The sequence below is a fragment of the Pseudomonas sp. DTU12.1 genome (genome assembly GCF_009873475.1).
Lineage (GTDB): Bacteria > Pseudomonadota > Gammaproteobacteria > Pseudomonadales > Pseudomonadaceae > Aquipseudomonas > Aquipseudomonas proteolytica.
This window is the reverse complement of record NZ_CP045254.1, coordinates 2,687,819-2,702,473: the sequence shown is the minus strand read 5'-3', so window position 1 is coordinate 2,702,473 and position 14,655 is coordinate 2,687,819. Positions and strand designations below refer to the sequence as shown.

17 protein-coding genes, 1 tRNA gene and 1 pseudogene are annotated in these 14,655 nt (G+C 56.5%); 10 read left to right on the top strand and 9 right to left on the bottom strand.

What is annotated here, in order from left to right; all coding sequences use genetic code 11:
* Window positions 1–99: 99 nt before the first annotated feature.
* Both GDV60_RS11785 and GDV60_RS11780 read left to right on the top strand, forming a co-directional pair.
* Window positions 100–1,320 carry a multidrug effflux MFS transporter gene (locus GDV60_RS11785; RefSeq protein ID WP_159907279.1) on the top strand — a complete coding sequence of 407 codons (1,221 nt, stop codon included), beginning with the start codon at window positions 100–102 and terminating at the stop codon, window positions 1,318–1,320.
* 15 nt (window positions 1,321–1,335) lie between these two features.
* Window positions 1,336–1,947 carry a TetR/AcrR family transcriptional regulator gene (locus GDV60_RS11780; RefSeq protein WP_104912186.1) on the top strand — a complete coding sequence of 204 codons (612 nt, stop codon included), beginning with the start codon at window positions 1,336–1,338 and terminating at the stop codon, window positions 1,945–1,947.
* A 185-nt stretch (window positions 1,948–2,132) separates the two neighbouring features.
* Here GDV60_RS11780 and GDV60_RS11775 read toward each other — a convergent pair whose 3' ends face one another.
* Window positions 2,133–2,486 (bottom strand): hypothetical protein, encoded by a 354-nt coding sequence (locus GDV60_RS11775; protein ID WP_029295077.1) that lies wholly within the window; start codon window positions 2,484–2,486, stop codon window positions 2,133–2,135.
* A gap of 303 nt (window positions 2,487–2,789) precedes the next feature.
* Between GDV60_RS11775 and GDV60_RS11770 the strand changes: the two genes are divergently transcribed.
* The 3 genes and pseudogenes from GDV60_RS11770 to GDV60_RS11765 all read left to right on the top strand — a co-directional run bounded on the left by GDV60_RS11770 (window position 2,790) and on the right by GDV60_RS11765 (window position 4,033).
* Window positions 2,790–2,876 (top strand) — tRNA-Leu (locus GDV60_RS11770).
* A 96-nt stretch (window positions 2,877–2,972) separates the two neighbouring features.
* Window positions 2,973–3,074, top strand: a pseudogene (locus tag GDV60_RS26800) (DUF159 family protein); the annotation flags it as partial.
* Between the two features lie 179 nt (window positions 3,075–3,253).
* Window positions 3,254–4,033 (top strand): hypothetical protein, encoded by a 780-nt coding sequence (locus GDV60_RS11765; protein WP_154907440.1) that lies wholly within the window; start codon window positions 3,254–3,256, stop codon window positions 4,031–4,033.
* 180 nt (window positions 4,034–4,213) lie between these two features.
* Here GDV60_RS11765 and GDV60_RS11760 read toward each other — a convergent pair whose 3' ends face one another.
* Window positions 4,214–5,545 carry a HAMP domain-containing sensor histidine kinase gene (locus tag GDV60_RS11760; RefSeq protein WP_029294913.1) on the bottom strand — a complete coding sequence of 444 codons (1,332 nt, stop codon included), beginning with the start codon at window positions 5,543–5,545 and terminating at the stop codon, window positions 4,214–4,216.
* A complete protein-coding gene (locus GDV60_RS11755) occupies window positions 5,538–6,212 on the bottom strand; it encodes a response regulator transcription factor (protein WP_029294912.1) in 675 nt (224 codons plus the stop codon). The genes GDV60_RS11760 and GDV60_RS11755 overlap by 8 nt, the downstream gene beginning before the upstream one ends.
* Window positions 6,213–6,349: 137 nt before the next feature.
* Between GDV60_RS11755 and GDV60_RS26555 the strand changes: the two genes are divergently transcribed.
* Both GDV60_RS26555 and GDV60_RS11750 read left to right on the top strand, forming a co-directional pair.
* The gene (locus GDV60_RS26555) at window positions 6,350–6,526 is read left to right on the top strand and encodes a hypothetical protein (protein WP_166647853.1); all 177 of its coding nucleotides are present in this window, start codon (window positions 6,350–6,352) and stop codon (window positions 6,524–6,526) included.
* Complete coding sequence (locus GDV60_RS11750) at window positions 6,513–6,872, top strand: hypothetical protein (protein WP_224791183.1); 360 nt, start codon at window positions 6,513–6,515, stop codon at window positions 6,870–6,872. Before GDV60_RS26555 ends, GDV60_RS11750 begins: the two co-directional genes overlap by 14 nt.
* A 337-nt stretch (window positions 6,873–7,209) precedes the next feature.
* Here the strand turns inward: GDV60_RS11750 and GDV60_RS11745 are convergent, their stop codons facing one another.
* From GDV60_RS11745 to GDV60_RS11735, 3 genes are all read right to left on the bottom strand, one after another.
* A complete protein-coding gene (locus tag GDV60_RS11745) occupies window positions 7,210–7,659 on the bottom strand; it encodes a hypothetical protein (protein WP_029294908.1) in 450 nt (149 codons plus the stop codon).
* A gap of 189 nt (window positions 7,660–7,848) precedes the next feature.
* Window positions 7,849–8,457, bottom strand: a complete 609-nt coding sequence (locus GDV60_RS11740; protein WP_104912184.1) for a LysE family translocator — start codon at window positions 8,455–8,457, stop codon at window positions 7,849–7,851.
* A gap of 144 nt (window positions 8,458–8,601) precedes the next feature.
* On the bottom strand, window positions 8,602–8,997 hold the full coding sequence (locus tag GDV60_RS11735; protein ID WP_159907277.1) for a MerR family transcriptional regulator: 396 nt from the start codon (window positions 8,995–8,997) through the stop codon (window positions 8,602–8,604).
* Window positions 8,998–9,070: 73 nt separating this feature from the next.
* Between GDV60_RS11735 and GDV60_RS11730 the strand changes: the two genes are divergently transcribed.
* The gene (locus tag GDV60_RS11730; protein WP_159907275.1) at window positions 9,071–10,147 is read left to right on the top strand and encodes an SDR family oxidoreductase; all 1,077 of its coding nucleotides are present in this window, start codon (window positions 9,071–9,073) and stop codon (window positions 10,145–10,147) included.
* A 73-nt stretch (window positions 10,148–10,220) separates the two neighbouring features.
* Window positions 10,221–11,105 (top strand): LysR family transcriptional regulator, encoded by an 885-nt coding sequence (locus tag GDV60_RS11725; protein ID WP_104912181.1) that lies wholly within the window; start codon window positions 10,221–10,223, stop codon window positions 11,103–11,105.
* Window positions 11,106–11,152: 47 nt separating this feature from the next.
* Here the strand turns inward: GDV60_RS11725 and GDV60_RS11720 are convergent, their stop codons facing one another.
* The 3 genes from GDV60_RS11720 to GDV60_RS11710 form a co-directional block, all read right to left on the bottom strand.
* Window positions 11,153–12,247, bottom strand: coding sequence for an alkene reductase (locus tag GDV60_RS11720; RefSeq protein ID WP_159907273.1), 1,095 nt, complete (start codon window positions 12,245–12,247; stop codon window positions 11,153–11,155).
* A 504-nt stretch (window positions 12,248–12,751) separates the two neighbouring features.
* On the bottom strand, window positions 12,752–13,345 hold the full coding sequence (locus GDV60_RS11715; RefSeq protein ID WP_104912179.1) for a hypothetical protein: 594 nt from the start codon (window positions 13,343–13,345) through the stop codon (window positions 12,752–12,754).
* A 279-nt stretch (window positions 13,346–13,624) separates the two neighbouring features.
* On the bottom strand, window positions 13,625–14,029 hold the full coding sequence (locus GDV60_RS11710) for a hypothetical protein (protein WP_159907271.1): 405 nt from the start codon (window positions 14,027–14,029) through the stop codon (window positions 13,625–13,627).
* Between the two features lie 220 nt (window positions 14,030–14,249).
* Between GDV60_RS11710 and GDV60_RS11705 the strand changes: the two genes are divergently transcribed.
* A complete protein-coding gene (locus tag GDV60_RS11705) occupies window positions 14,250–14,648 on the top strand; it encodes a VOC family protein (protein ID WP_159907269.1) in 399 nt (132 codons plus the stop codon).
* Window positions 14,649–14,655: the final 7 nt, after the last annotated feature.

The following is a 14,655-nucleotide window of genomic DNA, read 5'->3' as shown; positions in this document are numbered from 1 at the left end:
AAATCCTCCCGAGAATTGGGGCGTTGACCGATTTAAGAGGTGTCGCTATTATGCGCAAACCTACCGACCGGTAGGCTGTTTTTTTTCGTTGGAGACTCTATGAATTCGCAACCCACCCACAGGGTCGCCATGAGGCTGGCTATTGGCCTGGGACTGATCGGCGCCCTTGGCCCTTCGGCTGTCGATATGTACCTGTCGAGCCTTCCCGAAATTGCCCGCGAATATCAGAGCAGCTTCGCCAGCGTGCAGTTGACCCTGACGTTCTTCCTCCTGGCCATGGGTGCCGGCCAGTTGATCTTCGGGCCCATCGTCGACGCCTACGGGCGCCGCCGGCCCCTGCTGGCCGGCCTTGTGGTGTTTACCTTGTGCTCATTGGGCGCCGCATGGGCGCCGACACTTGAAACGCTGATCGCGCTGCGCTTCGTGCAGGGGCTTGGCAGCGCCCTGACGCTGGTGGTGATCATGAGCATGGTGCGGGACGTCAGCGAAGGCGTGGCGGCGACAAAGCTCTTCGCATTGCTGATGACCATCGAAGGCGTCGCGCCCATCTTCGCCCCGGCACTGGGCGGGGTTATCGACACTCACTACGGCTGGCGTGCGGTGATGCTGGTGCTCGCTGCATTTGGCCTGGCGGTGCTGGGCAACAGCTGGCTGTCGCTGCCAGAAACCCTGCCCGCCAGCCAACGCGAGCCGTTGCGCCTGGGCGCCGCCTGCCGCACGTACCTGACGATCGCCAGAGACCGACACTTCTTGCGTCCGACCCTGGCCGTGGCCGCAGTTTTCTTCTTTCTGTTTGCCTACATCGGCGGTGCGACCCTGGTCTACCAGCAGACCTACGGCCTCAGCCCGCAAGCCTTTGGCATGCTGTTCGGCGTCACCGGGGTAGCCATCCTGATCGGGGCAATGAGCGCCGGGAAACTGGTCAGCCGGCTTGGCTTGGGCCGCCTGTCACTGATCGGCGTGTGTTGCATGGCCGCAGGCTCGGCAATCGCGGTGGCATCCACCCTGACCTACGTGGGTCTGCCCGGTATAGTGGCGGGCATGGCACTTGCCCTGTTTGGCCTGGGCATCGCCGAGTCCACGCTGATGTCACTGGTGATGTCCTCGCAAAAGCGCGCACTGGGCTCCACCGCTGCACTGCTGGGCGCATTCCAACTGTCCGTTTCCGCCAGCGCAACGCCACTGTCGGCATTGGCGCTGACCTATGGACCGGTGGCTTGGACCGCACTGCTGCTGGCCAGTGCATTGCTGACCTGCCTGCTGACGACAATCAGCCTCCCCCGAGGAGCGGGCGAAACCTTTGACCTGGCCGGGCACTGATTAAGGAAGAACCACATGACAGCCACCATCCTGACCTCGGCTGCCGAACGCATCGCGTATCTGGCACTGGACCAATTTGCCGAGCACGGCTACGACGCCGCTTCGCTGAATGATATCGCCGTGCGCGCAGGCATCAAAAAGGCCTCGCTGTACGCACATTTTGCGAGCAAGGATGCGCTGTACGTGGTCGCACTCGAACTCGCACTGCGCGCCGAACTGGACTACGTGCAAAGCCAATTTGCGAAAAACTCTCGATCGATCAAGGCCCCCGGCGAGGTCTACATCGACAACCTGCAACGCCGGTACAACCAGCATGAATCCCTGCGCTTTTTGCTCAGGGCCGCCTTTTACCCACCGACGCCACTGAGGCACGTGGTCATGTCCGGGTTCAATGACTACATGGCCACGATCCGCAGTCACTTCCAGAAAGGGTTACTTAAAGCCCATCCAGGCGTAGAGGACCAGGCCAGTGAAGTGCTGGCAGAGGCCTATCTGGTGACGATCGACAGCTTGCATGTCGAGCTGACCTATGGTGACGCAAAAGCCTATTCCCGCCGCCTGGATGCACTGCAGCGGCTGTCGCGGGCGGTCGGGTACGAGGAGATTATTCGGCGATTACACGGGTAAATGCCGGGCTGGGCTTGGCGAACATCTCGCACAAGCCCTCTCGCTTTACTTGCTCACCCGCCGATCTCTTTCAATGCGTATCGAATGACACTGGGGGCACAACAGCCCCAGCCGCACCCTACGCGTGAAGCGATGCTCGCACTTCTTGCAGCGGAAAAAATAGGGCGGCCTGTCGACAAAACCGCTCATGACTGTTTCTTTTTCAGGACCATTTTTCCGGCCTCGAAAGAGATCTCCTCATACCCCTTGAACAGGGCAATGATCAGCCCGAGCCCCAATGACGCGGCTGTAATAATGGCCGCGACTTCAAGCCCAGTCAGCGTGGCGATAGGCACAGCCGCTGCCATCGAAAGACCACCCGTAAAGGGCACAGCCGCCAATGCAGTGGCCAACAGCCCAACCGTGATCGTCCCCGCTACCGCGATCTTCTTGGACGATTTGAGCTTGTTCGCTAGCTCACCTTCTACCGTGATCTGCTCGTACCCGGCATTTTTGGCAGATTCAAGTTCCGTTTTAGTCCTCACCGTGATGACGCGCATGCCACTTTTCCTATTCGAGTGCTATAAACGTGAATGATCGCACATTGCCATGCATTAAACTGCGGCTACCGGACCAGCCAGGTACCAGGCTGGTGGACGAGCCGGCGAGTCGCCCGCCCTCACCCGCAAATGTAGATCACTGATATAGCGAGCTTTTTTTCAAAGCCTGCACACACGATCAAGCAGAAAAAGACCGCACGCAAACTTGCGCCAAGGTGCCTTGATCTATATATTCCCTAGCCTGCTGCACCGCTCAAGCGCTTTGCCAGGCAAAGCCCCACTGAGTTGCTTCATCGCGCTGCCGCCCGAATGGCGAAACTGGTAGACGCATGGGACTTAAAATCCCCCGCTCGTAAGGGCGTCCCGGTTCGATTCCGGGTTCGGGCACCATAGATATCAAGGGCTTGCGTGAGATACTTCACGCAGGCCCTTATCTTTTCTGCTCCGCAATTTTAGACTCTGCCCCGCAATTCCACTCCTCACGGCGTCCTGCCGATCGAACTGGTCAGGGAATGGCTGGACCCGGCCACGCCCAAGGAGCGTGCCGAGCAGATGGTGTTGCACCAGGGCGAACCGGCCGAGACTTTCGCAACCCAAATAATGGGATTAGGTCCGAGCAGGCAACATCACCTTTCATGATATCTTCTCGACACACCCGCTTTTATTTTCGAGTTTTCGACTGTCTATGGCGATAGTGTGCAAATGATTAGGGGCAGTGGCCGTCATCCAAAAAACAGCCCTACTGCGATTGAAGTGGAGAAGTGATAATGTATAACTCATATCGTAGCATGCCAATTATCAAAACAACCTCAAAGCCAAAAAACCATTTAGCAGGCCTTTTAGCCTTATTTATAAGTGGTTTTGTTTTTGCGAACTCCAGCACATCTTTTGATGATGAAAATCTCGACATGTATGACGCCAAAAATCTAATCGACCAGGGAAAGTATAACGAGGCAAAGACCATACTACTAAGAGAAGAAAAAACCATCACCGATATTGGAAAACTATGCTCCATATACAGCTCAATGCTAGGCTTGGCATCAATAAGCGACAACAAAGAAGAGGGAGCAAAATATGCCAACTTATTTCAAAAATGCTATAAAGAAAACAGCACCCCCTATATTTTTCTTGGGGCCATGACCATCTATTTCAAAGGAGAGCACGAAAAAGCATTACGCATCATGGATAAACTATTAGACAAGATAAACAATGAGCTTACCGAGGAAAAAAAATCAGATTTCCAAGTTTTTGCGGACAAGAATTTAATATCTACCATTTATAGACTTAAAGCCTCTGACCTCCTGACCCGCCAAGAGCCACAAAAAGTAAAACCCATGGTTATTTCATTTGCGGAAAAATCTTATGAAGCAACACCATTTGGTGACGCTGAAGGTTTCCTAGCTGCTATCTACAAACTTTATGGCGATACTGAGCGTTCAAAATCAATTATAGAAAAAAGTGATGGCGGAACTACCGAGGCACACACTGTTGACGTAATTTTAAAATCGATCAAGCAGAAAATAGATAATGCTTCCGTCTCACCCTAAGAACGTTGACTCGGAAAATTATGGCAATTTTCAAAAAAAACTTAAATTACCGAGACACCTCCCTGACAGACGCCCGGCCAGTTTCTGCACGGGCGTCATCACGGCACATCCATGAAAAAAACGTGATACGCGAGGCTTTGCTCGAAAGGGGCGTCCTTGTCTTTTGTGCGCCGCAACGTTCTAGCTGTTGCGCAATTCCCCCGCCCCCAGACTCTCGACGTCCCGCAAACTCGTAAACTCAAGAACCACCGTAAAACGCTGCTGCTCAAGAATCACGTCAATCTGCCAGCCCAATTTCGCGCATAACTGGCGCATCAACTGCAGCCCCAGGCCGTAACCAAAATCGCTGGAATCCTCCCGCGGCTTGGCTTCCCTGATGTGGTTGGCAATCAGTAGCCGGGGATATTTGAAGCTGATTTCCACCTGGCCTTCTTCGGCATATTGCAGCGCGTTGCGCAGGAAGTTGCCGATCACGATGCGGCACGCAGTGGGGGGCAGTCGGCAAGGTTGGTTGTGGATGTCGACAAGCAGTTCGATATCCCGGTTGCCGATCAGGTAGCGATGTTTGTCAATCAGCTCGCCCACCAGTTCGCTCAGGTCAATGTCTTCCTCAGGCAACGGTTCGGGACGCTCGCGGCTCATCCACAGCAAGGTCTCGGCGATAAGCTGCATGTTCAGCACCGAACGTTCGATGCGCTGCAGGGAGGACGGCAGGACACCGCCGGCCTGCAGGGTCAGCAGTTCGATATTGGCCTTGAGCACTGCCAGCGGGGTGCGCAGCTCATGACTGGTGTAGCGCAACAGGCGACCTTCACGCTGGCTGGCGGCCTGCACCTGCTCCACACTCTGGGCCAGGGCATCGGCCAGCATGTTGAACTCCTTGAAGCTGAAATCAGGCCGCTCACTGGCCATGGCATCCGGGTTTTGCAGGGTGCTGGACCATTGCGCCAGGCGCCCCAATGGCCGCACCAACCACCAGACCAACAGGGCGATGATGATCAGCGCCGGCACGAACACCGCCAGGCTGATGAACGCAACGCCCTGCAGCACCCGGTCAAAGTAGGCATCGGACAGCGGCGTCTCGACCTCGCCGCCCTCTTCGTGGTCATGGTCGATGTCATACATGTAAAGGGTCTTGCCGTCGCCCAGCGGCTGGGAGAGGACCGCCCGGACTTCAGCGTCTTCGTCATCGGAGTCTGTATCACCGAACACCTGAACGGCACCGAAGGACATGCTCGGCGGGGCCTCCAGCATCTGTCGCACGCTTGGCGGCAGGGCTTCCTTGCCGATGACCGCTTCGAAGAAGTAGTTATGAGGGGGTGGCGTGGTCGGATCCTTCTTGTAGTGCCTGACGAAGTACTGGGCCTCTTCTTCCATCATCGCGCTGGCGGTGTAGAGCAGGCCGCGTACGGTGTAAACCGGCAGCAGCTGGCTGTAGATCAGTAACACCACAGCAATCAGCAACAGGAAGCTGCCGCTGATCACCCACTTCAGGCTCAGGCCATTACGCATGCGACTTCACCTGTATACCGACCCCGGGCAGGGTGTGGATCAGCGGCCGGCTGAAGGGTTTGTCTACGGCCTTGCGCAGCCGGTGCATGTGGACTTTGAGGGTGTTGCTGTCTGGTGGCTCGTCGCCCCAGATGGTGGTTTCCAGGCGCTCCCGAGGGACGGGTTCAGGGCTGGCGCGCATCAGGTATTCCAGCAGGGTCCAGCAGATCGGCGACAGGTGCAGCTCCTGCCCGGCACGGCTGACTTTGCGGGTGGTCAGTTCCATCACCAGGTCGTCCACCTGCAGGCGGCTGCTCTGGCTGCTGCGACGCATGCTCAGGGCACGAATCCTGGCCACCAGTTCGGCCAGTTCGAATGGCTTGACCAGGTAGTCGTCAGCACCCGCGGCAAAGCTTGCGAGCTTGTCCGAAAGGGCATCCAGTGAAGTGAGCATCAAGATCGGTGTCTGGCTGCCTTGCTGGCGTAGCCGCGCGCACAATTGCTGGCCGTCGAGGCGCGGCAGCATGATGTCCAGGAGAATGACGTCGTAATGCTGGTCGAGTGCCAGGTTGAGGCCGGCCTGGCCATTGCTGACGTGGTCGCAGACCATGCCGCTGATCTCCAGGTACTCGATGACGGTGGTGGCCAGGTCGAGGTTGTCCTCTACCAGCAGCAGGTGAATATGCACGGAAAAGTCCCCTCGGACAGGTGTTGCGCAGAGGTCTGAAGGATAACGGAAGTCGAGCAATTTCCCGCCGATGTTTACCTGGCGTTAACCCGGCACTCTCTAAGCTGGGGCTCTCATATCCAGAGGTCATCACCCTCATGAACCTTTACGCGATGGTCAAAAGAGTCCTGCTGGCCTTGATTCTCTTCGGCCTGATGGCCAGCATCCTGCCGTCTCGCGGGCAATTGGTAAACCTGGGAGGCGGCAGTCGGTTCCTGGTGGGCCAGAGTATCGAGCAGGCAGCTGCGTGCTGTGTCGCCAGTGCGTTGCGATAACGCGGGCGCCAGTTACACCTGGCAGTTACTGGTGTGCCTGGGCCTGATTATGGGGGTGTCGATTGCCATGGGGACCTATATCGTCCATCTGAATGCGCGCATTGATAAGCAGCGGGAACTGTCGCCGGTGTATCTGCACGAATGTGAAACCGGTCGCGGCGGCTTCATCGTCTACCCAGACGGCAGGCGCAGCAGCGACAACTGCTACCCGATCGATGAAGCTGAATCGACAGCCGCCGACCCGATACCCGCCCTGCCCGGCTCACCCCGAACAGAATGGCTCAAATATGTACTGCCCGCAGTTGAGCCAGCCCCAAGAGCGCCGAAGGTGCCGCGTACAGTCTGATCAGTACCTCCAGGCGCCAGCCCTAACCCCGTCATACCAGCCTGCAAGCTGCATCTGATACGCTTTTTTCTTTACTACCTGCATCTGTACCGAACAGACCATAGCCCCGACAATGGCTTATCGGCAGGAACTCTCCTGCCGCCCTTGCGCCTTTTGGAGGTCCCATGGCTAAGATGGCATTTTTTCTTTTAGGGTTTCTGGCACTGACCGTTGGAATCGGCCTGCTGGCCACGATTTCACCGGTCTGATACCGGGAGGTGGGGCAAGGTGCGCGTGATGCACAATGGTACTTCTGATATTGCGTTACCCAGCGCACGGTTTGGCGTCTTTCAAGGCGTTAACGGATCAATTCGAGATGGACGCTCATCAGGCTGTCTGGCTTGTCCTTCATCCCATTGCAACAGACGTAGCCATCATGCAGGTAGAGCCCGGGGTATTTTTTAAAACTCACCGGATCAAGGGTCACGTACCTGGCATTGCTCCACGCCGAATAGGCATAGAGATAGCTGCGATCGGTAAACGACAGATACTCTGCGGTATCGACGGTCATGATGTACCAATTCCCGTCGCCGTAACTGATAACCAGGAATTTCGAGGCCTGGTTAACATCCTTGGTGGTAATGACGTATCCGTTAGACATCATCAAATATCTGGGCGGGTTAACGGAGTTGTCCTTGAGGTAGGCCAACTGAGAGGGTGCGGCTTTCAACGCCTCAGCAGCACCTCCGACTTCAGGATTGGTTTGCAACGCTTGTGTGCCTGGCGGGTTGATTAATTCCTTTGACATGGGGTGACACTCCATTGACTCAAGATTGATGGTTTAGCGATGCCCCGAATAAAACAGCATTTTTTGGAAGGCCCGAAAACCGTGAGCAGCGGTTAATAGTGCGCAAGCACTTTACTGTCCGATACTGTCAATTTTCACAGTTCATTAGAGTGTTTCACTATAGGTCCGGGGGTTTATATCCCGAACCTCTCACCCGAGAAAAAACATCGGGTACAACGAAAGCACCAAGAGCGCCGCCATCGACCAGTTGAATAGCTTCAACCAGCGCGGCTCACGCAAGACATTGCGCAAAGCGGTGCCACACCCGGCCCACACGCACACACTTGGCAGGTTGACCACGGCAAACACCACGGCAATCACCAGCACGTTAGTGAAGTAACCTTGCGCCGGTGTGTAGGTGGTGATCGCCCCCAACGCCATGACCCAGGCCTTGGGGTTGACCCACTGGAACACCGCGGCGGCAAAAAAGGTCATGGGCTTGCTCTTGCGGCCGGTATCGTCTGACATCGCGCTGGAAGTCGCAATTTTCCACGCCAGGTACAACAAGTACGCCGCGCCGATGTAACGCAGCGCGGTGTATGCCCAAGGTAACGCCTTGAACACTTCCCCCAGGCCCAGGCCAACCGAAATCACTAACACCATAAAGCCCACGCTAATCCCCAAGGCATGGGGAATCGAGCGGCGAAAACCGAAGTTCACGCCCGATGCCAACAGCATGGTGTTATTGGGGCCTGGGGTAATCGAAGACACGAAGGCAAACAGCGCAAAGGCTGAAAGCAGGCTGGTGGACATAAACATGGTGCGTCATCCGGCGAGTTATTGTCGCCCTGACAGTAGAGGGTTCTGTGACGCGCCGCCCCGTACAGCTAGAGGTAGATCGAGAGATACAATTTACGATCAAAGTCAGTTGTACCTGTAGGGAAGCGCTGAAAGGACTGGCACTTAAACCGGCATTGGAGCCTGACGGTAGGTAACGGTCTGCCCCAGGGCCAGGGCACTGGCCTCAAGCCGCTGACGCTCCTTATCCAGAAAGCCATGCAATACCTTGAGATGGCTGATCTTGAGTTCAATCTCAGCCATTTTATCGGCCACCAACGCGGCACCCTGGGCGCAGTCAATCGTACTTTGCCGTTTGGCCTCCAGGATCTCGCCGATTTCGGCCAGGGAAAATCCCATCTTCTGCGCCATCTGAATAAACTCCAGATCCTGTGCCGTCTGTTCGCTGTAAGCGCGATAGTTATTGGCGCCCCGTTGTACAGCGATCAACCCCAGCTCCTCGTAGTAGCGCAAGGTATGGCGTCCGAGGCCGCTCCTACGCTCCAGCTCTGCGACTTTCACGGTAAATTCTCCTTGACTGTAGAGGTAGCTCTACAGTTTAGCCTGCACCCCTTATTCAACCAAGGAGTGCGCTATGAGCGTGGAATGTTTTGTCACCGGCGGCAGCGGATTTATCGGGCAACACTTGCTGGCTCGCCTGACCTTTTCGGGGCACAAGGTCTGGGTGCTGATGCGCCACGCTTCAAACCTTAAGACGCTCAGGGAACAGGTGCGGCAACTGGGGGGAGAACCTTCGCGTATTCATGCCGTTCAGGGCGACCTTAACCAGCAGGAACTGGGGCTCAATGCGGCCGACCGCCAGCGCATCGCCGCGGCCAGCGTGGTATTTCACCTCGCCGCACAATTCGCCTGGGGCCTGCCTTTGGACCAAGCCCGCGCGGTCAACGTGGACGGTGCCCTGGCGGTCGCCCGATTGGCCGCAAGCCAGCGTAGCCGGCTGTTGATGGTCGGCGGCTATATGCTGCAGAACATCGCCCACCTGAACAGTATTGGCATTGACCACCAACGCCCCGAAACCACCGATTGGCCCGCCGTGTACCAGCGCGTGGGTGGCTACGAGGCGAGCAAGCTGGAGGCACACTTTGCGGTCATCCGCGACATGCAGGCGCAGCAGGCCGACTGCACCATCGTGCACCCTGCAACGGTGTGCGGGCATAGCGAAAGCGGGCATATCCTCGCGGGCCAGCCGGTAACCGAGCTGATTCGCGGCCTGGCGACAGGCAAATTGACAGCGATTCCAGGGTCGCCACGCCACTGGCTGCCCTTGGTCAGTGTCGACTACTTGGTTGCGTTGATGGTCGCAGCAGCCTTCGATCCGGCAATGGCAAACCAACAAGCCTTGGCACTGGACGAGCGCACCCCGAACCTGCAAGGCCTGCTCACGCATATCGCCGGCACCCTGCAAGTGCAAGCGCCCCGCCACCATCTGCCCTTGGGCCTGCTCAGATGGCTACTGAAAATACCGGGGGTGGCAACGCACTTGGGCACCAGCGCGGAGTCCCTGAACTTCATCCAGACTGCGCGATTCGATATGTCTCAGAGCCGGGAGCTGGAGAGCCGATATCAGCTCAAGCATCCCGACCTGGAAATAACCCTGGAGAAAACCGCGCAATTCGTCAGGCGCGCACTGATGGTTTCGCCTGCACCATAAATGCCATGAGCGCTATCCAGTACTGACGTAGAATCCTGCTAAAAGCCCAGCCATATTCATGGAAATCCGGACAATGCTTTTCGAGAACCTCGCGTTGTTTCTACTGATTGTCGAAAAAGGCGGATTGTCGGCCGCAGGCCGCGAGGTCGGGCTTTCGCCTACGTCTGTGTCGGAACGGCTCGGGGCCTTGGAAAGGCATTACGGGGCAACCTTACTGACCCGTACCACACGCTCGATCAGTTTGACGGATGAAGGGCGGATGCTGATGGACGGCGCACGGCGCCTGCTGGCAGAAGCGGAAGATATCGAGAGCAATATCAAGCTGGGCACCGAACGCATTTCAGGCCTGATACGCCTGAGCGCCCCCGTAGACCTGGGCCGCAACCGTGTGGTGCCAATCCTCGACGATTTCCTGCAAGAACATCCCAACGTAAGCCTCGACCTGAACCTGACCGATGGCTACCTGGACCTCGCGGGGCAAGGGATTGATTTCGCTATTCGATACGGCGCCTTGTCCGACAGCACCCTGCGCGTCAGAAAACTCAGCGAGGGCCGTAGGGTCGTATGCGCATCCCCCGCCTACATTGCCGCCCACGGGACGCCCCGGCATCCATCCGACCTGGCACAACAGCAGTGCATCCTGATGCGCTTTGGCAGCAACATCCACCGGGAATGGCAGTTCCGTGCCGATGGCCGTACGTTCAAGGTTCTGGTATCGGGCAGGCGTATTGCCAATGATGGCGAGCAGGTGCGCCAGTGGTGCCTGGACGGGCATGGCATTTGTATCAAGTCCTACATTGATGTACGCGATGATTTGCAGGCAGGTCGGCTGGTCGAGGTGCTGCAAAGCTACTCGTTGCAGGGCGTGGATTTGCAGATTGTCTACCCTTCAGGCCACGCGGTGCCGCGTCGGGTCAAACTGCTGATGGACGAAATCTCCTTGAAGCTGGCGACCTGAGTACGCTTCAAGGAGATGTTCCTGGCTATGGCTTATAGGTTTGCGCCCTACTGGGCCCAGGCAGAAAAATCCGAGTAACCGCGCTCGGTACCACCAAACAACTCGGCACCTTCCAGGCCGGCCAATGGATACCCCTTCTCCAGGCGCAGCGGCAGATCCGGATTGGCTACAAACTTACGTCCGAATGCCACAAAGTCGGCGTAGCCTTTTTCCAGGACCCATTCTGCAAGCTCCACGTCGTACTTGCCGGCCACCACAATCGCATTGCGAAAGCGCTCGCGCACGGCTTGGCGGAAATCCTCGGGAAACTTGGGGGCATCATCCCAGTCCGCTTCCACCAGGTGCAGGTAGGCAATGCCCTTGCCCTGCAGATAGCTGGTCGCTTCCAACAAAGTGGGCAGAATGTCCGGGCACGCCATGCCACGCGCTGTGAGAAACGGCGCCACACGGATCGCCGTACGGTCGGCGCCCACTTCATCAATCACCACGTCCATGACTTCCTTGAGAAAGCGCAGACGGTTCTCACGCGACCCGCCGTACTCATCCGTACGAACGTTAGAGGTGGTACGCAGGAACTGGTCAATCAGGTAGCCGTTGGCCCCATGCACCTCAACACCGTCGAAACCCGCCGTCATGGCATTACGCGCAGCCGTCCGGTAGTCGTCGACAATCGCGCGGATTTCGTCGCGCTCCAGTGCCCGTGGTGTCGGGCATGGGGCCATGCTGCCGACACCGGATTGGGCATCCACTTTCCAGATGCTGCCATCGAAAGGGATCGCAGACGGCGCGACAGGTAAATCACCATTGTGGAAGTCAGGGTGCGACATACGCCCTACGTGCCACAGCTGCAGGAAAATTCGCCCTCCCGCGGCATGCACCGCATCGGTCACCAGGCGCCAGCCGGCGACCTGTTCGTCACTGTAAATCCCTGGGGTAAAGGAATAGCCCTTGCCCTGAGGCGAAATCTGCGTGGCTTCAGTCACAATGAAAGCGGCCGAAGCCCGCTGTGCGTAGTAGACCGCGTTCATGGCGTTCGGCACATCGCCAGGTTGGGTACTGCGGGATCGGGTCATGGGCGCCATGACCACGCGGTTGGGCGTGTTCAGTTGGCCAACAATACCTGGGGTGAAAAGTCTGGACATCAGTGTCGCCTCGTAGAGAGTCAGTGGTTTCGATGACCACAGGATATCTACCAGGGATTTTTTGATAATCGCCCCGATCCGGGAAACATATTCCGGTGAATCCGGATAATGCGCAGTGCTATTTGTCTACTCGTAAGGGTGTCAGGCAAACCTCTTCTTATTGGGCATCAACGTCAAAACGATACCTACGGCCAACATCAGCATGGCAGACCCGTTGGTGTCCTTATGCAACATGTAATACAACCAACAGGCCACAAGAAGCGGCCCGATGAGCTTGCTGTACTTGAATATGAAGTTGCCAAGTGGTGGGCAAACCTTACCTATCCAATGAAGGAAGAAGTAGCTGACCCCAACCATCACTAAGGTGACGAGAAGTATCCCCAAGAAAAAGCCCTCCATGATTGCAAAGGGCCATCTTAACGCCATGAGCGCCTGCCAACCTAGGGCTGCCCTGTTCACGGGCAACCAAAGGTTTTTGGCCGTGCGACGTAGAGTCGCCTTTTCCTACATCTCCCTGCAGTCAAAATCACCATAGGGATGGGGGTACCAGACCTGCAGGATTTTCGCGCTCTGCCCTGTAGTCAGCCGCCCTTCAGGTACGATCAACTCCTGACGGACTTGGCCGTTATAGTCGTACTTGATCCATACCGATTTGAATTTATTGTAGTTACTTATGATTGCCGTGTTATGTCCTGAGAGCTGTCTGACGAGCGTGTCTTCAGGTTTTTTCGGATCGTCAGGTCGATAACTGCCCTTATGTTGCCAAATAACCTGGTTTTCTGACCTTGACCCATTAGATATGGAACACCCTAATGGTTGAGGGGCATCCTTGGCATTTACAGAAAAAGGCAGAAAGCTACGACTTTTACCCACAGAAGTATGTTTCACCTCGCAGACGATCACGCTGCCATTATCTTTGGATCCCTGCGCCGGCTGGAGCAAAACCGTCCTGCCGCCAGCGCTCGAACAGGTATTTCCCAAGACGATTTCAACCGCATACTGCTCGGAGTCCAGCTTTTCAGTGTGCAAGGCAATATCAGCATAAGCATCAAGCGAAGCGAGACAGAGGCCACACCACGCCAAGTATTTGAGTTTCATTGGACAACTCCTTGAGACAAGTGAATAAGCAGACGGCATCACGTCGAACAGCTAGTCAGAGTCGTCCTGCGTTGAGCATCGGCATCCACACAATTTTGCCGCAACGCATACATCCAAGTAGATCGAGATGTTGTGGCGAGCGGGCTCGCCACAGGTACTTTCGTTAGTTTCTGAACGTTGTGTAGATACCTATGCTGCGATAAGCGTAGTACTCCAGATGAAAAAAGGTAGGCTCGACAGCACTTACAAGGCGCACGGGAGCTTTGCAAGGCGTGCTTCTCAAAGGGTAATTACCGTCGCAGGATAAAAGAGCATATTGAGCACAAACAGAATCATCCAGAAGCCGATCTCCAGGGTTTCAGTAATAGGCTGGATACGTTTCAACGCGCCGTACACATGCACCACAAACATCAACAAGAAAACCACGAACAGCATATCGAAGGCATAACTAAAGCTGGTGCCCGTGGTTGCAGAGCGCAACATCGCTACTTCCACCACCAGAATGAACGCCCCCAAACAGCGCCCAAAATAGATTGCCAGATGCTGATGTTCGGGGATCGTCCAGCGCATCGCGCGGGCCCAGGCAATCGGCGCGATAAAGATCGGCAAGGCAAAAAACAGGGTGGTGACGATCATCAGCGTAGTGATGTAGTACTGGCTGTATTGCGCGTAGTAACCGAGCATCAGGCGATTCCTTATCCTTGAGAATAACCCCTTGAGGGTAGAGCCCAAGAATTGCAGCCGGGCATACCGGTGTCCAACTTAAGCAGGTCGCGGGATACCAAAGAGAATGGGCTTGGGTAAATGGGATTACTACCGAAGATGCAATGCGTCACCGCCTACTCTGCTAGGGTACGGTCATCTGAAAACCCGGCTGTTGCACAACAGCCCACAAGGAGTAGGTATGTTCAGCCATGTCACTGTCGGAACCAACGATCTGGACAACGCCGCCCGGTTCTACGACGCCATACTGTTCCCACTGGGTCTGTGCCGGCGCCATGTGACCCCGGATGGTGGGCCGTCTTCCGCATGTTGGATCACCCCAGGCAGGCCATTGCCGCGCTTCTACGTCTACGCCCCCTACGACCGCCAGGCCGCCACAGGGGGCAATGGCAGCATGCTGGCTTTTTCTGCTCCCTCGCCAGACGCCGTCGATGTGGCCTATGCCGCGGGTGTTTTGGCTGGCGGAGTCGACGACGGTGAGCCCGGCCCGCGCCCACATTACGGCGACGGTTACTACGGCGCCTACCTGCGCGATCCGGACGGCAACAAAGTGCATATCGTGCATCGCGGCGATATGTAGGCTGGGG

Bases quoted from the DNA above. Each gene is read 5' to 3' on its own strand.
- GDV60_RS11785 (WP_159907279.1), top strand. From the start codon at position 100: ATGAATTCGCAACCCACCCACAGGGTCGCCATGAGGCTGGCTATTGGC.
- GDV60_RS11780 (WP_104912186.1), top strand. From the start codon at position 1,336: ATGACAGCCACCATCCTGACCTCGGCTGCCGAACGCATCGCGTATCTG.
- GDV60_RS11775 (WP_029295077.1), bottom strand. From the start codon at position 2,486: ATGCGCGTCATCACGGTGAGGACTAAAACGGAACTTGAATCTGCCAAA.
- GDV60_RS11765 (WP_154907440.1), top strand. From the start codon at position 3,254: ATGTATAACTCATATCGTAGCATGCCAATTATCAAAACAACCTCAAAG.
- GDV60_RS11760 (WP_029294913.1), bottom strand. From the start codon at position 5,545: ATGCGTAATGGCCTGAGCCTGAAGTGGGTGATCAGCGGCAGCTTCCTG.
- GDV60_RS26555 (WP_166647853.1), top strand. From the start codon at position 6,350: ATGAACCTTTACGCGATGGTCAAAAGAGTCCTGCTGGCCTTGATTCTC.
- GDV60_RS11745 (WP_029294908.1), bottom strand. From the start codon at position 7,659: ATGTCAAAGGAATTAATCAACCCGCCAGGCACACAAGCGTTGCAAACC.
- GDV60_RS11740 (WP_104912184.1), bottom strand. From the start codon at position 8,457: ATGTTTATGTCCACCAGCCTGCTTTCAGCCTTTGCGCTGTTTGCCTTC.
- GDV60_RS11730 (WP_159907275.1), top strand. From the start codon at position 9,071: ATGAGCGTGGAATGTTTTGTCACCGGCGGCAGCGGATTTATCGGGCAA.
- GDV60_RS11725 (WP_104912181.1), top strand. From the start codon at position 10,221: ATGCTTTTCGAGAACCTCGCGTTGTTTCTACTGATTGTCGAAAAAGGC.
- GDV60_RS11720 (WP_159907273.1), bottom strand. From the start codon at position 12,247: ATGTCCAGACTTTTCACCCCAGGTATTGTTGGCCAACTGAACACGCCC.
- GDV60_RS11715 (WP_104912179.1), bottom strand. From the start codon at position 13,345: ATGAAACTCAAATACTTGGCGTGGTGTGGCCTCTGTCTCGCTTCGCTT.
- GDV60_RS11710 (WP_159907271.1), bottom strand. From the start codon at position 14,029: ATGCTCGGTTACTACGCGCAATACAGCCAGTACTACATCACTACGCTG.
- GDV60_RS11705 (WP_159907269.1), top strand. From the start codon at position 14,250: ATGTTCAGCCATGTCACTGTCGGAACCAACGATCTGGACAACGCCGCC.